Annotated in this window: 14 protein-coding genes; 8 read left to right on the top strand and 6 right to left on the bottom strand. The window is 67.3% G+C overall.

The features are described from left to right. Positions 1-42: 42 nt before the first annotated feature. Entirely contained in the window at positions 43-861 is an 819-nt protein-coding gene (gene nudC, locus U1H99_RS15540) for an NAD(+) diphosphatase (protein ID WP_323142621.1), read from the bottom strand. A gap of 125 nt (positions 862-986) precedes the next feature. Here nudC and U1H99_RS15535 point away from each other — a divergent pair, with 125 nt between their 5' ends. The 3 genes from U1H99_RS15535 to U1H99_RS15525 are packed head-to-tail and all read left to right on the top strand — an operon-like array spanning position 987 to position 5126. Beyond that, positions 987-2666 (top strand): carbamoyltransferase family protein, encoded by a 1680-nt coding sequence (locus U1H99_RS15535; RefSeq protein WP_323142620.1) that lies wholly within the window; start codon positions 987-989, stop codon positions 2664-2666. Continuing rightward, positions 2663-4048: a N,N-dimethylformamidase beta subunit family domain-containing protein gene (locus U1H99_RS15530; protein WP_323142619.1), complete on the top strand. Its 1386-nt coding sequence runs from the start codon at positions 2663-2665 to the stop codon at positions 4046-4048. Before U1H99_RS15535 ends, U1H99_RS15530 begins: the two co-directional genes overlap by 4 nt. A 10-nt stretch (positions 4049-4058) precedes the next feature. Continuing rightward, positions 4059-5126, top strand: a complete 1068-nt coding sequence (locus tag U1H99_RS15525; RefSeq protein ID WP_323142618.1) for a glycosyltransferase family 9 protein — start codon at positions 4059-4061, stop codon at positions 5124-5126. Between the two features lie 263 nt (positions 5127-5389). On the opposite strand, the gene U1H99_RS15520 is transcribed toward U1H99_RS15525, so the two are convergent. From U1H99_RS15520 to U1H99_RS15500, 5 genes are all read right to left on the bottom strand, one after another. After that, positions 5390-6496, bottom strand: a complete 1107-nt coding sequence (locus U1H99_RS15520; RefSeq protein WP_323142617.1) for a glycosyltransferase family 9 protein — start codon at positions 6494-6496, stop codon at positions 5390-5392. Positions 6497-6499: 3 nt separating this feature from the next. Further along, positions 6500-7429: a glycosyltransferase family 2 protein gene (locus tag U1H99_RS15515; RefSeq protein WP_323142616.1), complete on the bottom strand. Its 930-nt coding sequence runs from the start codon at positions 7427-7429 to the stop codon at positions 6500-6502. Beyond that, positions 7426-8049, bottom strand: a complete 624-nt coding sequence (locus tag U1H99_RS15510) for a DUF4254 domain-containing protein (protein ID WP_323142615.1) — start codon at positions 8047-8049, stop codon at positions 7426-7428. The genes U1H99_RS15515 and U1H99_RS15510 overlap by 4 nt, the downstream gene beginning before the upstream one ends. Before the next feature lie 116 nt (positions 8050-8165). After that, entirely contained in the window at positions 8166-9794 is a 1629-nt protein-coding gene (locus U1H99_RS15505; protein WP_375341615.1) for a methyl-accepting chemotaxis protein, read from the bottom strand. Positions 9795-10196: 402 nt separating this feature from the next. Then, complete coding sequence (locus U1H99_RS15500; protein ID WP_323142613.1) at positions 10197-11363, bottom strand: MFS transporter; 1167 nt, start codon at positions 11361-11363, stop codon at positions 10197-10199. On the opposite strand from U1H99_RS15500, the gene U1H99_RS15495 reads away from it, so the two are divergent. From U1H99_RS15495 to U1H99_RS15475, 5 genes are all read left to right on the top strand, one after another. Then, a complete protein-coding gene (locus tag U1H99_RS15495) occupies positions 11364-11660 on the top strand; it encodes a hypothetical protein (protein ID WP_323142612.1) in 297 nt (98 codons plus the stop codon). A 259-nt stretch (positions 11661-11919) separates the two neighbouring features. Continuing rightward, positions 11920-13110: a family 1 glycosylhydrolase gene (locus tag U1H99_RS15490; RefSeq protein WP_323142611.1), complete on the top strand. Its 1191-nt coding sequence runs from the start codon at positions 11920-11922 to the stop codon at positions 13108-13110. Positions 13111-13457: 347 nt separating this feature from the next. Next, positions 13458-13988: a gluconokinase gene (locus tag U1H99_RS15485; RefSeq protein ID WP_323142610.1), complete on the top strand. Its 531-nt coding sequence runs from the start codon at positions 13458-13460 to the stop codon at positions 13986-13988. 59 nt (positions 13989-14047) lie between these two features. Continuing rightward, complete coding sequence (locus U1H99_RS15480) at positions 14048-15349, top strand: gluconate:H+ symporter (RefSeq protein ID WP_323142681.1); 1302 nt, start codon at positions 14048-14050, stop codon at positions 15347-15349. A gap of 21 nt (positions 15350-15370) precedes the next feature. Then, positions 15371-18448 (top strand): glycosyl hydrolase family 28-related protein, encoded by a 3078-nt coding sequence (locus tag U1H99_RS15475; protein WP_323142609.1) that lies wholly within the window; start codon positions 15371-15373, stop codon positions 18446-18448. The last annotated feature ends 3 nt before the right edge of the window (positions 18449-18451 follow it).

Here is an 18451-nt window from a genome sequence, read left to right as displayed (position 1 = left end):
ACGCCAGTACGGCGAGACGATGCAACGCCGCCATGGGGTTTGTCAGGCGCTCGGGCGATGCGAGTCGACCAGGATGCTCGATATCGAGATATGCGGCACCCGCTCCGGCCATGCGTCGCCGGGGCCGAACCAGCGTGCTTCCAGGATTTCGTTGGGATCGGTCTTGATCTCGCCGTCGAGATAATCGGCGGTAAAGGCGATCATCAGCGAATGCGGGAACGGCCATGACTGGCTGCCGAAGTATTGTAGATTGTGCACACGCAGGCCGACCTCCTCGAACACCTCGCGGTGCACCGCTTCCTCGATCGTCTCGCCGGCTTCCAGGAAGCCGGCCAGCGGCACGAAGCGCTGGACGGCCGACTGCGCATGCAGGGCCAGCAGCACCTTGTCTTCCTTGCGGATCAATACCATCATCGCCGGCGAGATGCGCGGATAGGCCATGTGGCCGCAGTTCACGCACTTGAAGCAGCGCTCGCCGCCGGCCAGCGCGGTGCCGCTGCCGCAGGCGCCGCAGAAGCGGTGCGTGCGCGCCCATTCGGCGAGCTGCACCGCGCGCATCGCCACGCCCAGCAAGCCTTCGTCGAGCTCGCCGAACAGCGAGCGCAGGCCGCGCCAGCCATAGCCGCTCGGCGCCAGCGCCTCGTCGTCGACCCAACCGGCCTGGCAATAACGATCGTCCAGCAGGCCGACCGGCTGCAGGCGCTCCGGATCGAGGCGCAGGCTGGTCACGGCCGCCTCGTCCGGCAGGGCCAGGTCGGCTTCGCGCACCAGCAGGCGGCCGTTATGGAAGATGAACGACAGGGCATCCGGGCTGGAGCGGGGTGCCATCAGGGGCGTGAAGGAAGCAGGCGTGTGCAGCATGGGAAATCGGCTAAATATCCATTGGTCATTAGCCTGATGATACGCCGAACTAAAGTCGTCCGCTGTGTTCAAAGACTTTGCTGGACCATACGACTACCCGCATGAGCCCCCACCAGGAGAGAGCGATGAACGAGGCGCCCGTCGTGCTTGGCATCAACCGGACGCAGGATGCCAGCGTCTGCCTGATGCAGGGATCGCGCCTGCTGTGGGCGATCCAGAAAGAACGCCTCACGCGGCGCAAGCATCACTGGGGCAAGGTCGGCGATTTTCGCGACCACTACGGCCCGCGCCTGCCCTGGCCCGAGCGTCCGATCGACGTCGTGGTCGAATGCTTCTCGTCGGACCTGGAAGCCGGCAACCTGGCGCTGTACGAAGACGAGCTCACCGCCAGCCTGCGCCTCGCGCCCGACTGCCGGCGCGCGCGCATCTCGCACCACCTGGCGCACGTCTACAGCGTGTTCCACCCATCGCCGTTCCGCGAGGCCGCCGTCATGATCGTCGACGGCCAGGGCAGCCCGGTGTCCGAGCTGACCGAGCACTGGGGCGGTGCCGCCTACGTGCCGGGCGACTGGCGCGAAGTCGCCTCGTTCTACCGCGCCGACCGCGAACGCGTGCTGTGCCTCGACAAGCAGGTCTGGAACCGCGACGATGCGCGCTTGGTCGGTCTCGGCATGTTCTATTTCCTGCTAACGCAAACCATGTTCCCCGGCGAAGGCAACGAAGGCAAGGTGATGGGCCTGGCGCCGCACGGCAACGCGCGCGTGCTCGGCCTGCCGCCGCTCGACGTCGAAGCCGGCCAGGTCAGCATCCCGGCGCCGTGGCGCGCCATCCTGCACGAGCGCGAGCGTTTCCGCTACGGCCAGCCGGGCACCGTCTTCGACGACTGCGCCAACCTGGCGGCCGCCGGCCAGCGCGCCTTCGAGGACGCGCTGCTCGAAGTGGCGCGCTGGCTGCATGCGCAGACCGGCCTGCCGCGGCTGTGCTTTGCCGGCGGCACCGCGCTGAACTGCTCGGCCAACGAAAGGCTGCTGCGCGAAACGCCCTTCCGCGAGGTCTTCATCCCGCCGGCACCCAGCGACGCCGGCACGGCGCTGGGTTGCGCCATGTACGGTTTGGCCGAACTGTGCCACGAAAGCCCCGCCTTTCGCTGGACCCACGACGACCTCGGCCCGGCCCCGAATCGCCAGGACATCGAGGCCGCCCTGCTCGACCGCGACGATGTGAAAGTCGATTACCTGCCGGGGCTCGACGCGCTGAGCAGCCACATGCTCGACTTGCTGCGCAACAACCGCGTGCTCGGCCTGCTGCAGGGACCAAGCGAGTTCGGTCCGCGTGCGCTGGGCCACCGCAGCATCCTGGCCGACCCGCGCCGCGCCGCCATACGCGACTGGATCAATGCCCGCGTCAAGCAGCGCGAATGGTTCCGGCCGCTTGCGCCGGTCGTGCTCGAAGAGCGTGCGCACGCGTATTTCGACCTGCCCGGCCCGTCGCCCTTCATGCAGTTCGCGGCGCCGGTGCGCCCGCAGATGGCGGCGCGGGTGCCGGCCATCACCCACGTCGACGGCACCGCGCGCCTGCAGACGGTCGGCCCGGACGGCGATCCGCTGCTGCGCCGCCTGCTGGGCGGCTTCGAGGCGCGCACCGGCGTGCCGATCCTGCTCAACACCTCCTTTAACGGCAAGGACGAACCGATCGTCGAGACGCCGCGCGAGGCGCTCGCCTCGTTCCGCCAGATGCCGCTGCACGCACTGGCCATGCCGCCCTTCCTCGTCACCAAGCGCATCGAGCCGGAGCTGCCCACATGATCCGCGCCTATCCGGGGCAGGCCAGCGTGTGGCCCGGCGGCACGCTGACCCTGCACGTGTCCACCGACAGCCCGCGCTTCCGGGTCGCCTTTCAGCGCTGGTCCGACGAGCCCGAACTGCTGCAGCGCTCGGACTGGCTGCCCGGTGTACAGGCCGAGGCGCGCGCCGCGGACCAGGACTGGGCCTGGCCTGCCTATACATTCGCCATCTCGGCTGGCTGGCCGTCCGGCGTGGTGATCGCCGACCTCGAGGAAGAAGGCCGCAAGCGCGCTTTCGACCTGGCGCGCAGCGACGGCGCCGCCCTGTTCGTGGTGCGCGGCAGCGGCCGGCCGCTGCTGTATAAATTGCCGCTCGCCACCTACCACGCCTACAACCGCAGCGGCGGCGCCTGCTTTTATGCCAGCCCGCCGCGTTCGCTCGAGCCGCCGGGCGCGCGCGTGTCGCTGCGCCGTCCCGGCGGCGGCATCGGCGGCGACGTCTGGGGCGCCCCCGACCATTACGACGCCGCCTCGCCGCGCCAGTCCTTTGCCCACTGGGATGCGCGCTTCATCCGCTGGATGGCGCGTGCCGGCTATGCGGCCGACTTCTGCACCGACCTCGACCTCCACGCCGACCCCGGCCTGCTGCGGGGACGGCGCCTGCTGGTGTCGAGCGGCCACGACGAATACTGGAGCGAAGCCACGCGCGATGCGGTCGAGGCGTTTGCGGCAGGCGGCGGCAACCTCGCCTTTTTCGGCGCCAACCTGTGCTGGTGGCGCATCCACCTGGTCGACGGCGGCGCGGCGATGGTGTGCCACCAGGGCGGACCGCAGGGCGCGCGCGACCACTGGTGGCCCGCCAGCGGCGCCGGCCGGCCGGAAGACGGCCTCGGCGGCGTCAGCTACCGCAACGGCGGTGGCTGGTGGGACGGCCAACGCACGACACGCGGCTTCATCGTCCAGCAGCCGCGCCACTGGGTATTCGCCGGCACCGGACTGGCGCGCGGGGAAGCCTTCGGCCGCGATACCTGGCCACCGCTGGCCGGCTACGAATGCGACGGCGCGCCGCTCGATGCGCTGGACGGCATGGAAGGTGCGCGCCTGGCAGCCCGCGCTGTTGCCACCGGCACGCCGCCCGGCTACCAGCCGCTGGCCGTGGCGCCGCTGGATGCCGGCTGGCAGGAACTGCCGCCGCGCGAAGGCCTTGCGGCCGGAGAAGGCCTGCATGCCGCCACGCTCGGCCTGTTCCGGCACGAAAGCTGGCGCAAAGGCGCAGGCAGCGGCACCGCCGGCGGCACCGTCTTCTCGGCCGGCACCACCGACTGGGCGCAGGTGCTCGGCAACGCGCGCGACCGCCGGGTAGAACGGATCACGCGCAACGTGCTCGACACGCTGTTGCATTGAGGAGCCCGCCATGTCCCGGCGACCGCTGCTGCACCGGCTGGACCCCGCATCCGTCATCGTGTTCCGCGCCCTGCAGCTGGGCGACATGCTGTGCGCCGTGCCGGCGCTGCGCGCCCTGCGCACGGCGCTGCCGCAGGCGCACATCGCCCTCGTCGGACTGCCGTGGGCGCAGCAGCAATTCGCCGACCGCTTCAAGGCGTACGTCGACGAATTCATCGCCTTCCCCGGCCATCCGCTGCTGCCGGAACAGCCGGTGCGGCACGAGGAACTCACCGGGTTTTATACCGGCCTGTGCCAGCGCCGCTTCGACTTGGCGCTCCAACTGCACGGCAGCGGCGAGGTCAGCAACGATATCGTCAGCGGCTTCGGCGCCGGCGCGATGGCGGGCTTTTGCCGCGGCGACGCGATCACACGCGAACGTACGGCCCTGTTCCGGTATCCCGAGACCGGCACCGAGCCGGAACGGCTGCTGTTGCTGATCGAACAACTCGGTGCCGGCGCCGCCACGGCGGCGGCCGGTACGCAACTGGAATTTCCGCTGTCGCGCCAGGACGAGGACGAGCTCGCGGCCAGCGGCGTCGCCCGCGGCCTGGAACCGGGCCGCTATATCTGCATCCACCCCGGCGCGCGCCACCGGGACAAATGCTGGCCGCCGCGCCACTTCGCCGAACTGGGCGACCGCCTGGCGTCCGAATTCGGGCTCAAGGTCGTGCTCACCGGCTCGGTCAAGGAAGCCGACCTGACGGCCGAAGTCGCGCAGCACATGCAACAGACGCCGGTCGACGCCGCCGCCCCGATCTCGATCGGCGCCATGGCCGCCCTGATGCGCGATGCGTGCCTGCTGCTGTGCAACGACACCGGCGTGTCGCACATCGCCGCCGGCCTGAGACTCAAGAGCGTGGTCATCTTCAGCAAGGCCGACATCGCGCGCTGGGCCCCGCTCGACCGCCACACCCACCGCTGCATCTGGGATCCCGGCGCGGAACGGGCGTCCGTCGTGCTCCAACATGCGCGTGCCCTGCTGGCGGGCACGGCGCCCAGCCGCCAGCGCACGGTCGGCATGTGGCCGTACTGGTGAAGCGCAGGCGGCTCGCACGACTGCCTGAGCCACTGCCTGCGTTAGTGCCTGCGCTACTGCTTGTGCTACTGCCTATGCTACTGCCTGTGCTACTGCCTGCGTTACTGCCTGTGCCCCTGCCTGCGTTACTGCCTGTGCCCTTGCCTGCACTACTGCCTGCGTTACTGCCTGTGCCCTTGCCTGCACTACTGCCTGCGTTACTTCCTGTGCCCTTGCCTGCACTACTGCCTGCGCCCCCTGCGTGCCCCTGTCTACGGCGCGGTTTATGCTGCCGACGCCGCCAGCGCCGCACGTGTCAGGCCGGCCGCCTCGTCCACGCTCACCTCGGCCACGAAACTCACGTCGTGCGCACAGCGCTGCGCCAGGTTATCCCGTCCGCACACCGGACAGCGCGTGCGCACCGACAGGGCCGCCCACAAACCGGACGGCCGCAGCGGCATGCCTTCCAATAAATTGGTCAGCCAGAAGATGCCGACGCTGGGCACACCCAGCGCCAGCGCCAGGTGCAACGGGCCGGTATCGTTCGACACCACCAGCGCCGCCCGCTCCAGCAAGCCGCATAGCCCGCCCAGGTCTAGGCCGCCGCTTTCCGGCGTGCCGGCCAGCACCACGGCGCGATGGCGCATGGCGCCGGCCACGGCCCGGACCAGCGCCGCCTCGGCCGGCGCGCCGTTGATGGCCACCTGTGCGCCCTCGGCAGCCAGCATGTCGCCGAGTGCCGCGAAGCGCTCGGGCGGCCAGCAGCGGCGCGGGTCGGTGGCGCCGGGCTGCAGGATCACCAGGCGCTCCCCTGCCCCGGGCGGCAAGGCCTGCACCGCCTTGGCGCGGTCGATGGCGGTGACGGCCAGTTCCGGCATCGGCATCGGGCCGGGCCAGGCGCCGGCCACCCCGGCGATTTCCAGCAGCGCCAGCCTGCGGTTGACAGGTTCGCGGTACGGCAGCCAGCGGTCGAGGGCGGGGGCGTCGGGCGCGCGCATGCCGACCGTGAGCCGGGCCTGCAATTGCATCAGGAAGGGATTCGAATACAGGCCGCCGCCGAACATCTGCAGCGCCAGGTCGAACCGTTCGCCGCGCATGCGCTCGATGAACAGCGCGATGGCGTGGGCGTCGGCAGATGCATTGGCAGATGCGTCGGGCGGCATACCGAGGCCCGGCAGCGCCGGTATCTCGGCCACGCGGTCCACCGGCCCCGGCCGTCCGGCCAGGAACGCCCGGTGCCATGCCTTGCCGATGAAGACCAATTCGGCGTCGGGATAGGTGTGCTTCAGCGCGTGCAGCGCCGGCAGGGCGAACACGAAATCGCCGACCGCATTCGGCCGCAGCACCGCGATCCTGCGTACGCCGTCGAGCCGAGGCCAGGTGCGGTCCATCGCTTACTCGAGCGTACCGGAGCGCCGGCCCTGCGGCAGGCGATCCTGCGGCAGGCGATCCCGGGGTAGGCCATCCTGGGGCAGGCGCTCCTGCTGCATCGGATCGGGCCCGTCCGGCTCCAGCGGCAACACATACGGCGCATCCACCGCGCGCACCGTGACCGTGGTCGGCAATTCCATGTGATAGGCGCCGGAAGGCAGGATCGCGCAGCCGCCGTAGCGCGCCATCACGCGCTGCTGGGCCAGCACGTCTTCGCCGCAGTGCTGGGACGGCAGCTCGCGCCAGAAGTCGAAACCGCCGGCGGCGCGCAGCATGCCGGTGTCGAACATCACGCAGCCGCCGACCCAGGCCACCTTGTAGCGCCGGTTGACGGCATCGCCGGTGGCGAGACGGGTCTGCACGTGGAACAGGTTGGCGGCGCTGTGCAGGTGGTGGCGCGCCCAGGCCGCGCTGCCGGTGCGCACGGTTTCCGGACGCACCGGCCCGTTCCAGAATTCGACAGCTTCCTGTGCCGGACGCAGCTGGCCGAGATGGCTCAGGCCGTGCAGCGCGCTGCCGACGAAGCCGCAGCCCTCCGCGCGCAGTACGCCGTGCAGGCGCGCCACCAGGTCCGGTTCGAGGATGACGTCGTCGTCGACGAACAGGCACACCGCGGCGCGGGCCTGGGCCAGCAGGAAGGCGCGCTGCTCGGCCATGCCGCGGCGCGGCAGGCGGCGGTAAGTGTCGACGCTGCGGCCGGTGGCGCGCAGGTAGCGCAGCACGGCGGCCACCTCGGGCTGCTCGCAGGCGCCGGCGCGTTCGGACTGGTCGGAAACGACGATGCGCAGCCGCGGCCAGCTCTGGCTGCCGAGCGTGGCCAGCGTGACGGCCAGCGCCGCCGGACGGTTGCAGGTCGGAACCAGCACGTCGATGGTGTCGTGGCCGCCGCTCATGGCACTCCTCTGCCGAGACCCTGCGCCTGACCGTTCAGGTAGGGATTGAGCGCGGGATCGTTGTACATCTTGAACTGGCGGTACAGCTTGAAATAGGCGCGCCCGTCCTGGGCTTCCTGCAGCAGCGTGTCGAAGCAGGATTGCAGGTCGTCGCGCTGCACCACCAGACGCTCGAGCTTGGCGGTGCAGGCCTGCACGTGGGCATCGGTGGCATCGGCGCGCCGCGCCTGGGCGCGCATGTGATGGATCTTGAGGGACAGGATCGACAGGCGGTCGATCATCGCGCCCGCGGTCTCGCTCGACAGGCGGGCGCCGGGCAGGCTTGCCACACCGGCCAGTTCGGCCAGCAGGGCTTCGTCGATGGCTTCGACGGCGTCGTTGCGGCGCTGGTTGTAGCGGTCGATCAGGCGCTTGCTTGCGGCGATCTCGTCCGGCGGCACATCGACCCGGCGCGCGCGGTCTTCCTCGCGCCAGAGCAGGCCGTTGTAGCGGTGGTTGGCGTCGATCGCCTGCCACAGGCTGGCGGACGCCTGGGCATGGGACAGCATCGGCCAGTCGCGTTCGTGCAACTGGCGGTCGTGGAACGCGGCGACGGATGCGGCGTCGATTTCTGACTGCATGACAACTCCGTTCTGGCAAACTGGCGACTCAGCTTGGAGTCGGCAGGCGGTCTGGAGTTCTTGTCAGTCATGCGGCGCTTGGCCCAGCGCAAACGCGTGCCCGCGCCGGGCGTGGATCAGGCGGCGCTCAGGCTGGGCAGGCGTGCGGCGGCAGGACGCGCCGGCGCATGCGCCGTTTGCCCACGCCGGGCCTCGGCGCCATGGGCGTTCCCGGCGAGGCGGAACACGCTCACCAGCTGCGCCAGGCCGGCGGCCTGCTCCTGCAGCGAACTCGAGGCGCCGGCGGCTTCCTCGACCATGGCGGCGTTCTGCTGGGTCACCTGGTCCATCTGGCTGACGGCCTGGTGGATCTGCTCGATGCCCGTGCTCTGCTCCTGGCTGGCCACGGTGATCTCGCCCATGATGTCGGCCACGCGGCGGATGCTGTCGACGACTTCCTGCATCGTCGCGCCGGCCTGGTCGACCATGCGGCTGCCGCTGTCGACCTTCTCGACCGAGTCGTTGATCAGTTCCTTGATTTCCCTGGCGGCGGTGGCCGAGCGCTGCGCCAGGTTGCGCACCTCGGACGCCACCACGGCAAAGCCGCGGCCCTGTTCGCCGGCGCGTGCCGCTTCGACCGCCGCATTCAGGGCCAGGATATTGGTCTGGAAGGCAATGCCGTCGATCACGCCGATGATGTCGGCGATCTTGCGCGCCGACGCCTGGATCGCACCCATGGTGTCGACCACGGCGCCGACCGTGGCGCCGCCCTTCACGGCGATCGCCGAGGCCGAGGCCGCCAGCGTATTGGCCTGGCGCGCGTTGTCGGCGTTCTGCTTGACGGTCGCGCTCAGTTCCTCGACCGAGGCCGAGGTTTCTTCCAGCGTGCTGGCTTGCTGTTCGGTGCGTCCCGACAGGTCCAGGGTGGCGGCGCCGATCTGGGACGAGGCCGAGGCGATGGTGTCGGCCTCGGCGCGCACTTCGCCGACGATATTGGCCAGGCTGCCGTTCATCTCGCCCAGCGCCTGCAGCAGCTGGCCGAATTCGTTGCGCGCATCGGTATGGATGTCGGCACTCAGGTCGCCCTTGGCCACGTTGCGCGCGATCGCGACCGCTTCGGCCAGCGGCTTGACGATGCTGCGCGCCAGGAACATGGCGGCGGCGACGCCGGCCAGGCAGCCGGCCAGAATGGCCGCGCCCATGAACCATTCGTTGGTGCGGATGGAGCGGTGTGCCAGTTCGACGGTCGCCTGGCTGCGCGTGTCGAGCAGGGCCTGCAGCTCGTCGTAGGCCGGCTGTCCTTTACGGTACGCCGGGTTGACCCGGGTGATCAGGATGCGTTCCGCCTCGTCCCATTGGCCGGCTTCCAGCGCCCGGGTCGCATTGCGGATGTCTTCGATGCCCAGGTCGCTGCTCTGGCTGTACCACTTGTGCACGAGCGCCTTGGCGGCCGGGGTGCGCAGCGAGGCATCGAATTGGTCGCGCGCTTTTTCCAGTGCCAGGGTATTGTCGGCGATCTGCTTGAAATGCACCGTCAGCGGGTGGTCGTGCAACTTCGCGTAATCGGTGTCCGGGTTGTGCTGCAGAGCTTGCAGCAGCTGGCTGCGGTTGGTTTCCATACGCAGCATGATGCCGGTGATCATGCTTTGCTGACGGGTGTCGCGCAATGCCGCGGTCTCGAGTAGAGAAACGGCACTTTGCGTGTTGTAGTAGCCCAGTGCACCCACTGCCAGGATGATGCCGATGAGCAAAGCAACAACGGACATGACGATAGTTTTGATACTGATGTGTCGCATTGGTGAATACTTTCTTGGAACGATATCGGCGCAAACGGAGAGTGAGGAAATCGCATCGGGCGGCGCCGTCGCCAGACCTGTGGCTGATGAGATTAAAATATCCACCAAGCAATAATTGGTGATTATCATTGAATCCGTCAATTTTTCCAAGAGGAAACACGTGTTGTCGCCCTAAAAACACACATTTTCATCAAATCAGGCTACCTGATACATCCTTCGCGTGCCATGGACGAAAAAAAGGGGCGGTGCCGTTTGGCGACCGCCCCGAACAAAGGAGGAGAACTACAGAGAAAACGCTTGCTGCTACTGCTCACTGCAGGGTGAAACGTCTGCGCAAGCAGACAGACGCGCCGCCCGAATCACTTCAGCGCATTACTTCAGCATGCGCGAGCGGCTTGCCACGAAGGCGATCAGCGCTGCCAGGCCGCCGACATAGGCGATCGCCACCTGCATGCCCATGCCCTGGGCGATGGCGCCAATTACCGGCGGGCCCATCAGGCTGCCGCTGTAGGCCATGCTGGCCACGCCGGCCAGTGCCACCGGGCCCTGGGCGCCGGCGGCGCTGAACACGAAGGGGAACACCAGCGCCAGGCCCAGGCCGGCCACCGCGAAACCGGCCAGCGCCAGGTAGGCGTTCGGCGACAGCACTGCGAAGAACAGGCCGGCCGCACCCAGCATCGAACCGCTGGTGACCAGGGGACGCGCGCCGTAGCGGGTCTTCAGCTTGTCGCCGACCAGGCGCGCCATCAGCATCATCACCGAGAAGGCCGACAGGGCCAGCGGCGCCAGGCCGTCCGATGCGCCGAAATGCTCTTTCAAGAACACGCCGCTCCAGTCGGCGATGCTGCCTTCGGCCATCGAGCCCAGGAAACCGATCGCGCCCAGGAACAGCAGCGGGCCGCGCGGCAGCGAGAACGACTTCTTCTCGACTTTCTGGCCGACGTCGTCGGCATCCAGCAGCGAATACGCAAAGTACAGGGCCACGGCGAGCGGCGCCGCCAGCATCATGAAGTGGGTGCCCGGGGCGATGTGCAGGCTGGCCATCAGGCTACCCAGGGTCGCACCGGCCAGGCCGCCGGCACAGCCGAGACCGTGCAGCTTCGACAGTTCCGATTTGCCGGTGCGCTTTTCGCGCTCGGTGGCCGATGAGTTGATGGCGACGTCGAAGGTGCTGGCGGTGATGCCCAGGCTCAGCACGGCCAGCATCAGCAGCGGCACGGCCGGGGCGACGCCGATCGCGATCAGCACGCACAGCAGGGCCAGGCCGGCGAACAGCATGGTCTTGCGCGCACCGAGCGAAGCCATCATGCGCGACGACACCGGGTAGGACAGGACGGCGCCCAGGCCACCGCACAGCAGCACCATCGACAGCGCGGAGTGCGACACGTGAACGCGTTCGGCCATCGACGGGATACGGCCGGCCCACGAACCCATGATCACGCCAAACAGGCTGAACAGGACCGGGAGGGCATATTGTTGCGCCTGCACCATCGACTGGCTGCGTGATGCGATGGCACTGGTACGGCGGGGAGTTTGCATTTGAAAGATTTCTTTTATTGGGTGACTGTTGAATCACAGGCGCTGAAAGCACAACGCCAACCACAAGTAGTTGTCGTCGAGAAACTGATGAAGGTGAATTCTACGCACTTTCATGGGAGTTTGCTTTGCCCACCGGAAAAAAAATTCTTTCAGTTTGTAACCTTCCATCGAAGCGTTGCGCATTCCAGACAATGCCCAAAAATGGGGCAGCTTTTTTACAAAAAATTGAAAAAATCAGCGGTTTTAAGGCTGATTTCGATGAAAAAGACGCGTGATATCAGCCATATGCGGTGGTGATAACCAGGCGAGGACTGTAACTACGGCAACTATCGCCGGGACCCAAAAGCCTAAAATGTAAAATCAAACGGGCAAGAATCCATGGGCGACTTTAGCCAGTCTGATATCTGCATTTGAGCTCACGTAGTTACAAATCGAACATCGGACGTGCTGCGAATTTCCTACCGTTAATGTGCGATGCATCTGAGCCAGGTCCGGCTAAGATGTGTTCTCGCTGGCATCGTGCCGGCACTGCGAAAGGCGATGGATGCAGAGGTTTTTGTTTGCGACAGGGATCGAGAGCAGCTATCCGGTCATCGAAGGATCGGATGGGGCGCCCTTGCGCGTGGATGAAATGGAAAAGGCCGATCATTACCGGCGCTGGCAAGAAGACCTGCAGCTGGCGCACGAGATCGGCGTCGACGCCTTGCGCTACGGCCCTCCCTGGCACCGCGTGCATCTGGGACCGGGACGGTATGACTGGGAATTCACCGACGGCGTCATGGCGGAATTGCAGCGTCTCCACATCACCCCGATCGTCGACCTGTGCCATTTCGGCGTGCCCGACTGGGTCGGCAATTTCCAGAACCCCGACTTCCCGCGCTGGCTGGCCGAATATGCGCGCGCCTTCGCCGAGCGCTTTCCGTGGATTACCTTCTATACGCCGGTGAACGAGATGTACGTCACCGCCAAGTTCTCGGCGCGGCTGGGCATGTGGAACGAGCGCCTGGCGTCGGAGCGCGCCTTCGTCACCGCGGTCAAGCACCTGGCCCGGGCCAGCATCCTGGCGACCGAAGCCATCCTGAAGGCCCAGCCCGCCGCCCGCTTCGTCCAGAGCGAATCGTCCGAGTACTATCACCCGGTCGGCCCGGACGCGATCGGCTACGCGCGCCACCTGAACGAATTGCGCTTCCTGGCGCTGGACCTGGCGTATGGCCATGACGTCAGCGGCCGGATGTACGAATTCCTGGCCGACAATGGCATGACGCGCGAGGAATACCATTTCTTCCTCGACCGCGGCATCAAGTCGCGCTGCATCATGGGCAACGATTACTACGCCACCAACGAGCACATGGTGTATGCCAACGGCAAGGTCGACATCTGCGAAATGTTCGGCTACTACATGATCACCAAGCAGTACTACGAACGCTACCGCCTGCCTGTGATGCATACCGAGACCAATAACCGCGACGAAGGCGACGGCGAAAAAGACGCCCGCGTCTGGCTCGAGAAACAATGGTCGAACCTGGTTCGCCTGAAATCGGATGGCGTGCCCCTGCTCGGCTTCACCTGGTACAGCCTGACCGACCAGGTCGACTGGGACAGCTCTCTCACCGAAAACAAGGGCAAGGTGAACCGCTACGGCCTGTACGGCCTGGACCGCCGCATCCGCCCGGTCGGCAGCGCTTACCGCGACCTGATCAAGACCTGGCGCCATCAAGTCGACAACGACTTCATCTGCCTGGGCTGAACGCCTCCTCCTGGTTGCCTCACGGCCGGGCAGCACGCTGCGTCCGGTTCCCGGCCAGGTATGGAGGATAAGATCGGTTAGTTGCAAATATGCAGAGTGCGTAAAGCCGTCCCTGCCGTTACCAACCCCCGCTCCTGCGGCAGGCTAGGCCACGCTTGATTGCGCTATCAAGCCATGCCGTCGGTTTTACAGCCGGTATCGTCAGATCCGTGCCTGCTTTTAATAAAGGATTTTCTAAATATAGTGCTATGCAACATCGATAGTGCTTTACAAAATTTTTGACTTGCTGAAGACTTGGTAAAAAATAAAATGATAGCGCTAACTGCTATCCACACGGAGACCAGACTATGGCAGCAAGCAATTCCCCTCCCACACCACAACACCCGCACAGCTGGGTCGTCATGGGCGTCAGCGGCTGCGGCAAGAGTACCGTCGGCGCCGCCCTGGCCGCGCGCCTGGACCTGCGCTTCATCGAAGGCGACAGCTTCCACCCGGCCCGCAACGTGGCCAAGATGTCGGCCGGCCTGCCGCTGGACGACCACGACCGCGCCGACTGGCTGCAGGCGCTGGCCGCCGAAATCCGCAGCGCACGTGCCCAAGGCACCGGCCTGGTGCTGTCCTGTTCCGCGCTCAAGCGCCGTTACCGCGACCTGTTGCGCGAGGCCGATCCGGACCTGCGCTTTGCGCACCTGCAGGGGCAGCGGGCACTGATCGCCGAGCGCATGGCGGGCCGCAGCGGCCACTACATGCCGCCGGCACTGCTGGACAGCCAGCTGCGCGACCTCGAGCCCCTGGACGATGGCGAAGCCGGCCTGCGCCTCGACATCACCGAAGCACCGCAAGCGCTGGTCGATCGCATCGTCCGGCGCGCCGCCTGAACGACGCCTCCGCATCGGGCTTTTGCATCCTGCTCTGAAAGGATCTACCTGTGTTGAACATGTTATCGGTGCTGCTGGCGGTCGGGCTGCTGACCTTGATGATCGCCTGGGGCAAGGTGCAGCCCCTGATCGCGTTCGTGATCGCCGCCCTGGTGGCGGCCCTTATGCTGGGGATGCCTGCCGCGAAGATCCCCGGTGCCATCGAAAAAGGCATCGGCGACCTGCTCGGCTCCCTGGTGGTGATCATCTGCCTGGGCGCCGTGTTCGGCAAGCTGATCGCCGACAGCGGCGCCGCCCGCTGCATCGCCGGCTCCCTGGTCAAGCGCCTCGGCCTGGGGCGCATCCCGGTGGCGATGACGGTCACCGGCTTCGTGGTCGGGCTGCCGCTGTACTACAACGTCGGCTTCGTGCTGATGGTGCCGCTGATCTTCTCGCTGGTCTACCAGTCGGGCCGGCCGGCGGTGGCGCTCGGCATTCCGCTGCTGGCCGGCCTGTCGATCGCGCACGGCTTCCTGCCGCCCCACCCTTCCGCCACCGCGCTGGTGGCGGCGGTGCATGCCGACATCGGCAAGACCCTGGTCTACGGCCTCGCCGTGGCGATCCCGACCCTGATCATCGCCGGGCCGATCTTCGCCATGTCGCTGGGCCATATCCGCGCCCAGCCGTCGCAAATGTTCCGCCACACCGAGGTGCCGGACACCGAGCTGCCCGGCGCCTTCAACAGCTTCGCCACCGCGCTGCTGCCGGTGGCGCTGCTGGCCGCGCTGACGCTGCTGACGCTGGCCCGCCCCGAGTTGACCAAGCCGCTGGCCTTTTTGTCCAACCCGCTGGTGGTGATGCTGCTGTCCTACGCCGTCGCGATCTGGACGCTGGGCCTGGCGCGCGGCAAGACGCTGCCCCAGGTCATGCAGTCGGCCCAGGAAGCGCTGCGCGAGATCGCGCCCATCCTCCTGATCATCGCCGGCGCCGGCGCCCTGAAACAGGTGCTGGTCGATTCCGGCGTCAGCGCCGAACTGGGCAAGCAGCTGAGCCAGATGCCGGTGCCGCCGCTGCTGCTGGGCTGGGCGGTGGCGACGCTGATCCGCATCTGCCTCGGCTCGGCCACCGTGGCCGGCGTGACCGCCGCCGGCGTGGTCGGCCCGCTGGTCGAGAGCTCGGGCTGCGATCCGAACCTGATGGTGCTGGCGGTCGGCGCCGGCAGCCTGATGTGCAGCCACGTCAACGATTCCGGCTTCTGGATGTTCAAGGAATATTTTGGCCTGTCGCTGAAGGATACCTTCCGTTCGTGGTCGATGATGGAGACGCTGGTCGGCATCTTCGGGCTGCTGTTCGTGCTGCTGCTGTCGGTGCTGATCAAATAAATCAAACAGGAGACAATAACAATGAAGATGATGTCGCCTTCGCGCCCGGCGCCGCTGGTGCCCGCACTGGCGCTCGGCCTGGCGCTCGGCCTGGCCTTCGCCGCGGGCGCCGTATCGGCCGCGCCGGCTTCCACCTCGGCCTACCAGCAGATGCCGGACGACCCGCACGCGGTCGTGGTGCGCGCCCGGGGCGACGGCGTGACCGACGACAGCGCCGCCATCCAGGCAGCGATCGACAACGCCGCCAACAAGGGTGAAGGCGGCCTGGTGTTCCTGCCGTCGGGCCGCTACCGCATCACGCGCAGCATCCTGATCCCGCTCGCCGTGCGCGTGTACGGCGTCGGCAAGACCCGCCCGGTGTTCGTGCTGGGGGCGAACACGCCGGGCTTCCAGAAGGGCGTGGCCAATATGGTGATCTTCACCGGCGGCGACCAGTACACGGTCGGCAAGGTGCCGATGCCGGTACAGGGCGAAGTCCCCTTCAGCGGCAAGGTGCGCGACGCCAATTCCGCCACCTTCTATTCGGCGCTGTCGAACGTCGACTTCGAGATCGGCGACGGCAACCCGGCGGCCAGCGCGGTGCGCATGCACACCGCCCAGCACTCGAACCTGAGCCACATCGATTTCCATACCGGCTCGGGCCTGGCCGGCGTCTACCAGGTCGGCAACATCGCCTACAACCTGCGCTTCTTCGGCGGCCGCTACGGCATCCTGGCCGAAAAGACCTCGCCGGCCTGGCAGTTCACGCTGCTGGACGCGCAGTTCGACGGCCAGCGCGACGCCGCCATCCGCGAGCACGAAGCCGGCCTGACGCTGGTGAACACCGATATCCGCAACACCCCGGTCGGCATCGAGATCGACCGCGGCTACGGCGACTGGCTGTGGGGCCGCGACGTACGCTTCGACAACGTGACCAAAGCGGCGCTGGTCGTCAGCAACGAAAACAACGTGTATACCCAGGTCGGCTTCGAGAACGCCAGCGCGCGCAAGGTGCCGACCTTTGTGCGCTTCCGCGACAGCGGCAAGACCCTGGCGGGCGCCAACGGCGGCGGCGCCTACAAGGTCGACGCCTTCAACTACGGCCTGGCGCTGCAGGACATGGGCACGCCGGGGCGCTTCGCCACCAATTACAAGACCTCGCCGCTGTCCGCCTCATCGGCAACAGCAACAGCAGCGGCAACGTCGGCGGCGCCGGCGTTGCGGCCGCTGCCGCCGACCGCGCAATGGGCCAACGTGCGCAGCTTCGGCGCGCGCGGCGACGGCAAGGCCGACGACACCGCGGCGCTGCAGAAAGCGATCGACAGCAATCGGGTGGTCTACCTGCCGCTCGGCTTTTATCTGGTCAAGGACACCATCCGCATGAAGCCGGATACGGTGCTGGTCGGCCTGCATCCGGGCCTGACCCAGATCGTCCTGCCGAACGGCGCGGCCGCGTTCGAAGGCGTCGGCAGCCCCAAGGCGCTGCTGGAAAGCGCGCGCGGCGGCGACGCCATCGTGTCCGGCATCGGCCTGGCCACGGGCGAGGTCAACCCGCGCGCGGTGGCGCTGCTGTGGCGCGCCGGCGCCAACTCCCTGGTCGACGACGTGCGCATCCAGGGCGGCCACGGCACCCGCCTGGCCGATGGCCGCCGTAGCGATCCCTATCAGAAGGACGCCAATTTCGACCCTACCGCCCACTGGGACCGCCAGTACCCGAGCCTGTGGGTGACCGATGGCGGCGGTGGCACCTTCTCCGGCATCTGGACCCCGAGCGGCTATGCCCAGGCCGGCTTCACCGTCACCAACACCAGCACGCCGGGCCACGTCTACGAACTCTCGGCCGAGCACCACGTCCGCGCCGAGATCGTGCTGGATGGCGTCAAGAACTGGGAATTCCTGGCGCCGCAGACCGAGGAAGAGGTACGCGACGGCATGGATGCGGTCTCGCTCGAGATCCGCAACTCGAGCAACCTGCTGTTCGCCAACTACCATGCCTACCGCGTGACGCGCTCGATCAAGCCGGCGCCCAGCGCCGTGAAGATCACCAACTCCAGCGACATCCGCTTCCGCAACGTCCACGTCAACGGCGAGAGCGGTTTTGCGACTTGCGACGACAATGGCTGCGCTACTTATTTGCGCGCGTCCAAGTACCCGTACGAGCAGGCGATCGTCGACGTCACCCGCGGCCTGCAGGTGCGCGAGCGCGAATTCGCGGTGTTCGACTACAGCGGCAAGCAAAGCGCCGCACCGGCGCCATCGGGAAAAGTCGAGAAGCTGGCCGACGGCTTCTATTCGATCGCCGGCGGCGCCGTCGACGGCAAGGGCAAACTGTACTTTGTCGACCGCCACTGGCGCCGCATCCACGGCTGGAGCCGCAGCGAGGGTCTGACGGTGGAGCGCGATGCGCCGCTCGACCCGGTCAACCTGGCGGTCGACCGCAGCGGCAACCTGATGGTGCTGTCCTCGTGGGGGCCGGAAGCCACGGTGTACGCCTTCAAGCCGGGTACGCCCGCCACCGAGATGGCGACGATCAAGCCGACGCCGTTTGCCCAGCGTACCGGGGCGCGCGTGGCGATTCCCGTCAACTTCTGGCAGAACGCCGAATTCAAGGACCAGATCGACCCGCAGACCTATGAATTCACCACGCTGGCCGAGATGTTCGCGCGCGACGTCGCACTGCCCAAGGCGCGCGAATACGTGTCGCCGGACGGCAGCCTGGTGCTGCCGGCCTACCGGGTCCTGCGCCAGGGTCCGGCCGACCACCTGGGCTACCGCTGGTCGGACACGCTCGACACCCACGGCTTGGTGCAGGGCGCGGTGGGCGAGCGCGTGGTGTTCACCAACGGTTCGGAAAACCGCACCTTCAGCGGCCTGCTGGGCCAGGGCGGCGCCATCACCGACCTCAAGGCGGTGGCCGACCGCGGCGGCGAAAGCGCGGCGCTGGGACCGGACGGCAAGGTCTACGTCGCCAACGGCCAGGTGTTCGTCTATGAAGGCGGCAGGCAGACCGGGCGCATCGACGTGCCGGAGCGCCCGCTGCAGCTGCTGTTCGGCGGCCCGGACAAGCGTACGCTATTCATCCTGACCCACCACAGCCTGTATGCGGCGCGCGTGGAATAAGCC

The sequence above is a fragment of the Massilia phyllosphaerae genome, assembly GCF_034659755.1.
GTDB lineage: Bacteria > Pseudomonadota > Gammaproteobacteria > Burkholderiales > Burkholderiaceae_D > Telluria > Telluria phyllosphaerae.
The sequence above is the reverse complement of the archived record's forward strand: the minus strand, read 5'-3'. Positions and strand labels throughout refer to the sequence as shown.

Excerpts from the sequence above, each read along its gene's own strand:
- nudC (WP_323142621.1), bottom strand. The coding sequence starts at position 861 with ATGCTGCACACGCCTGCTTCCTTCACGCCCCTGATGGCACCCCGCTCC.
- U1H99_RS15535 (WP_323142620.1), top strand. The coding sequence starts at position 987 with ATGAACGAGGCGCCCGTCGTGCTTGGCATCAACCGGACGCAGGATGCC.
- U1H99_RS15530 (WP_323142619.1), top strand. The coding sequence starts at position 2,663 with ATGATCCGCGCCTATCCGGGGCAGGCCAGCGTGTGGCCCGGCGGCACG.
- U1H99_RS15525 (WP_323142618.1), top strand. The coding sequence starts at position 4,059 with ATGTCCCGGCGACCGCTGCTGCACCGGCTGGACCCCGCATCCGTCATC.
- U1H99_RS15520 (WP_323142617.1), bottom strand. The coding sequence starts at position 6,496 with ATGGACCGCACCTGGCCTCGGCTCGACGGCGTACGCAGGATCGCGGTG.
- U1H99_RS15515 (WP_323142616.1), bottom strand. The coding sequence starts at position 7,429 with ATGAGCGGCGGCCACGACACCATCGACGTGCTGGTTCCGACCTGCAAC.
- U1H99_RS15510 (WP_323142615.1), bottom strand. The coding sequence starts at position 8,049 with ATGCAGTCAGAAATCGACGCCGCATCCGTCGCCGCGTTCCACGACCGC.
- U1H99_RS15505 (WP_375341615.1), bottom strand. The coding sequence starts at position 9,794 with ATGTCCGTTGTTGCTTTGCTCATCGGCATCATCCTGGCAGTGGGTGCA.
- U1H99_RS15500 (WP_323142613.1), bottom strand. The coding sequence starts at position 11,363 with ATGCAAACTCCCCGCCGTACCAGTGCCATCGCATCACGCAGCCAGTCG.
- U1H99_RS15485 (WP_323142610.1), top strand. The coding sequence starts at position 13,458 with ATGGCAGCAAGCAATTCCCCTCCCACACCACAACACCCGCACAGCTGG.
- U1H99_RS15480 (WP_323142681.1), top strand. The coding sequence starts at position 14,048 with ATGTTATCGGTGCTGCTGGCGGTCGGGCTGCTGACCTTGATGATCGCC.
- U1H99_RS15475 (WP_323142609.1), top strand. The coding sequence starts at position 15,371 with ATGAAGATGATGTCGCCTTCGCGCCCGGCGCCGCTGGTGCCCGCACTG.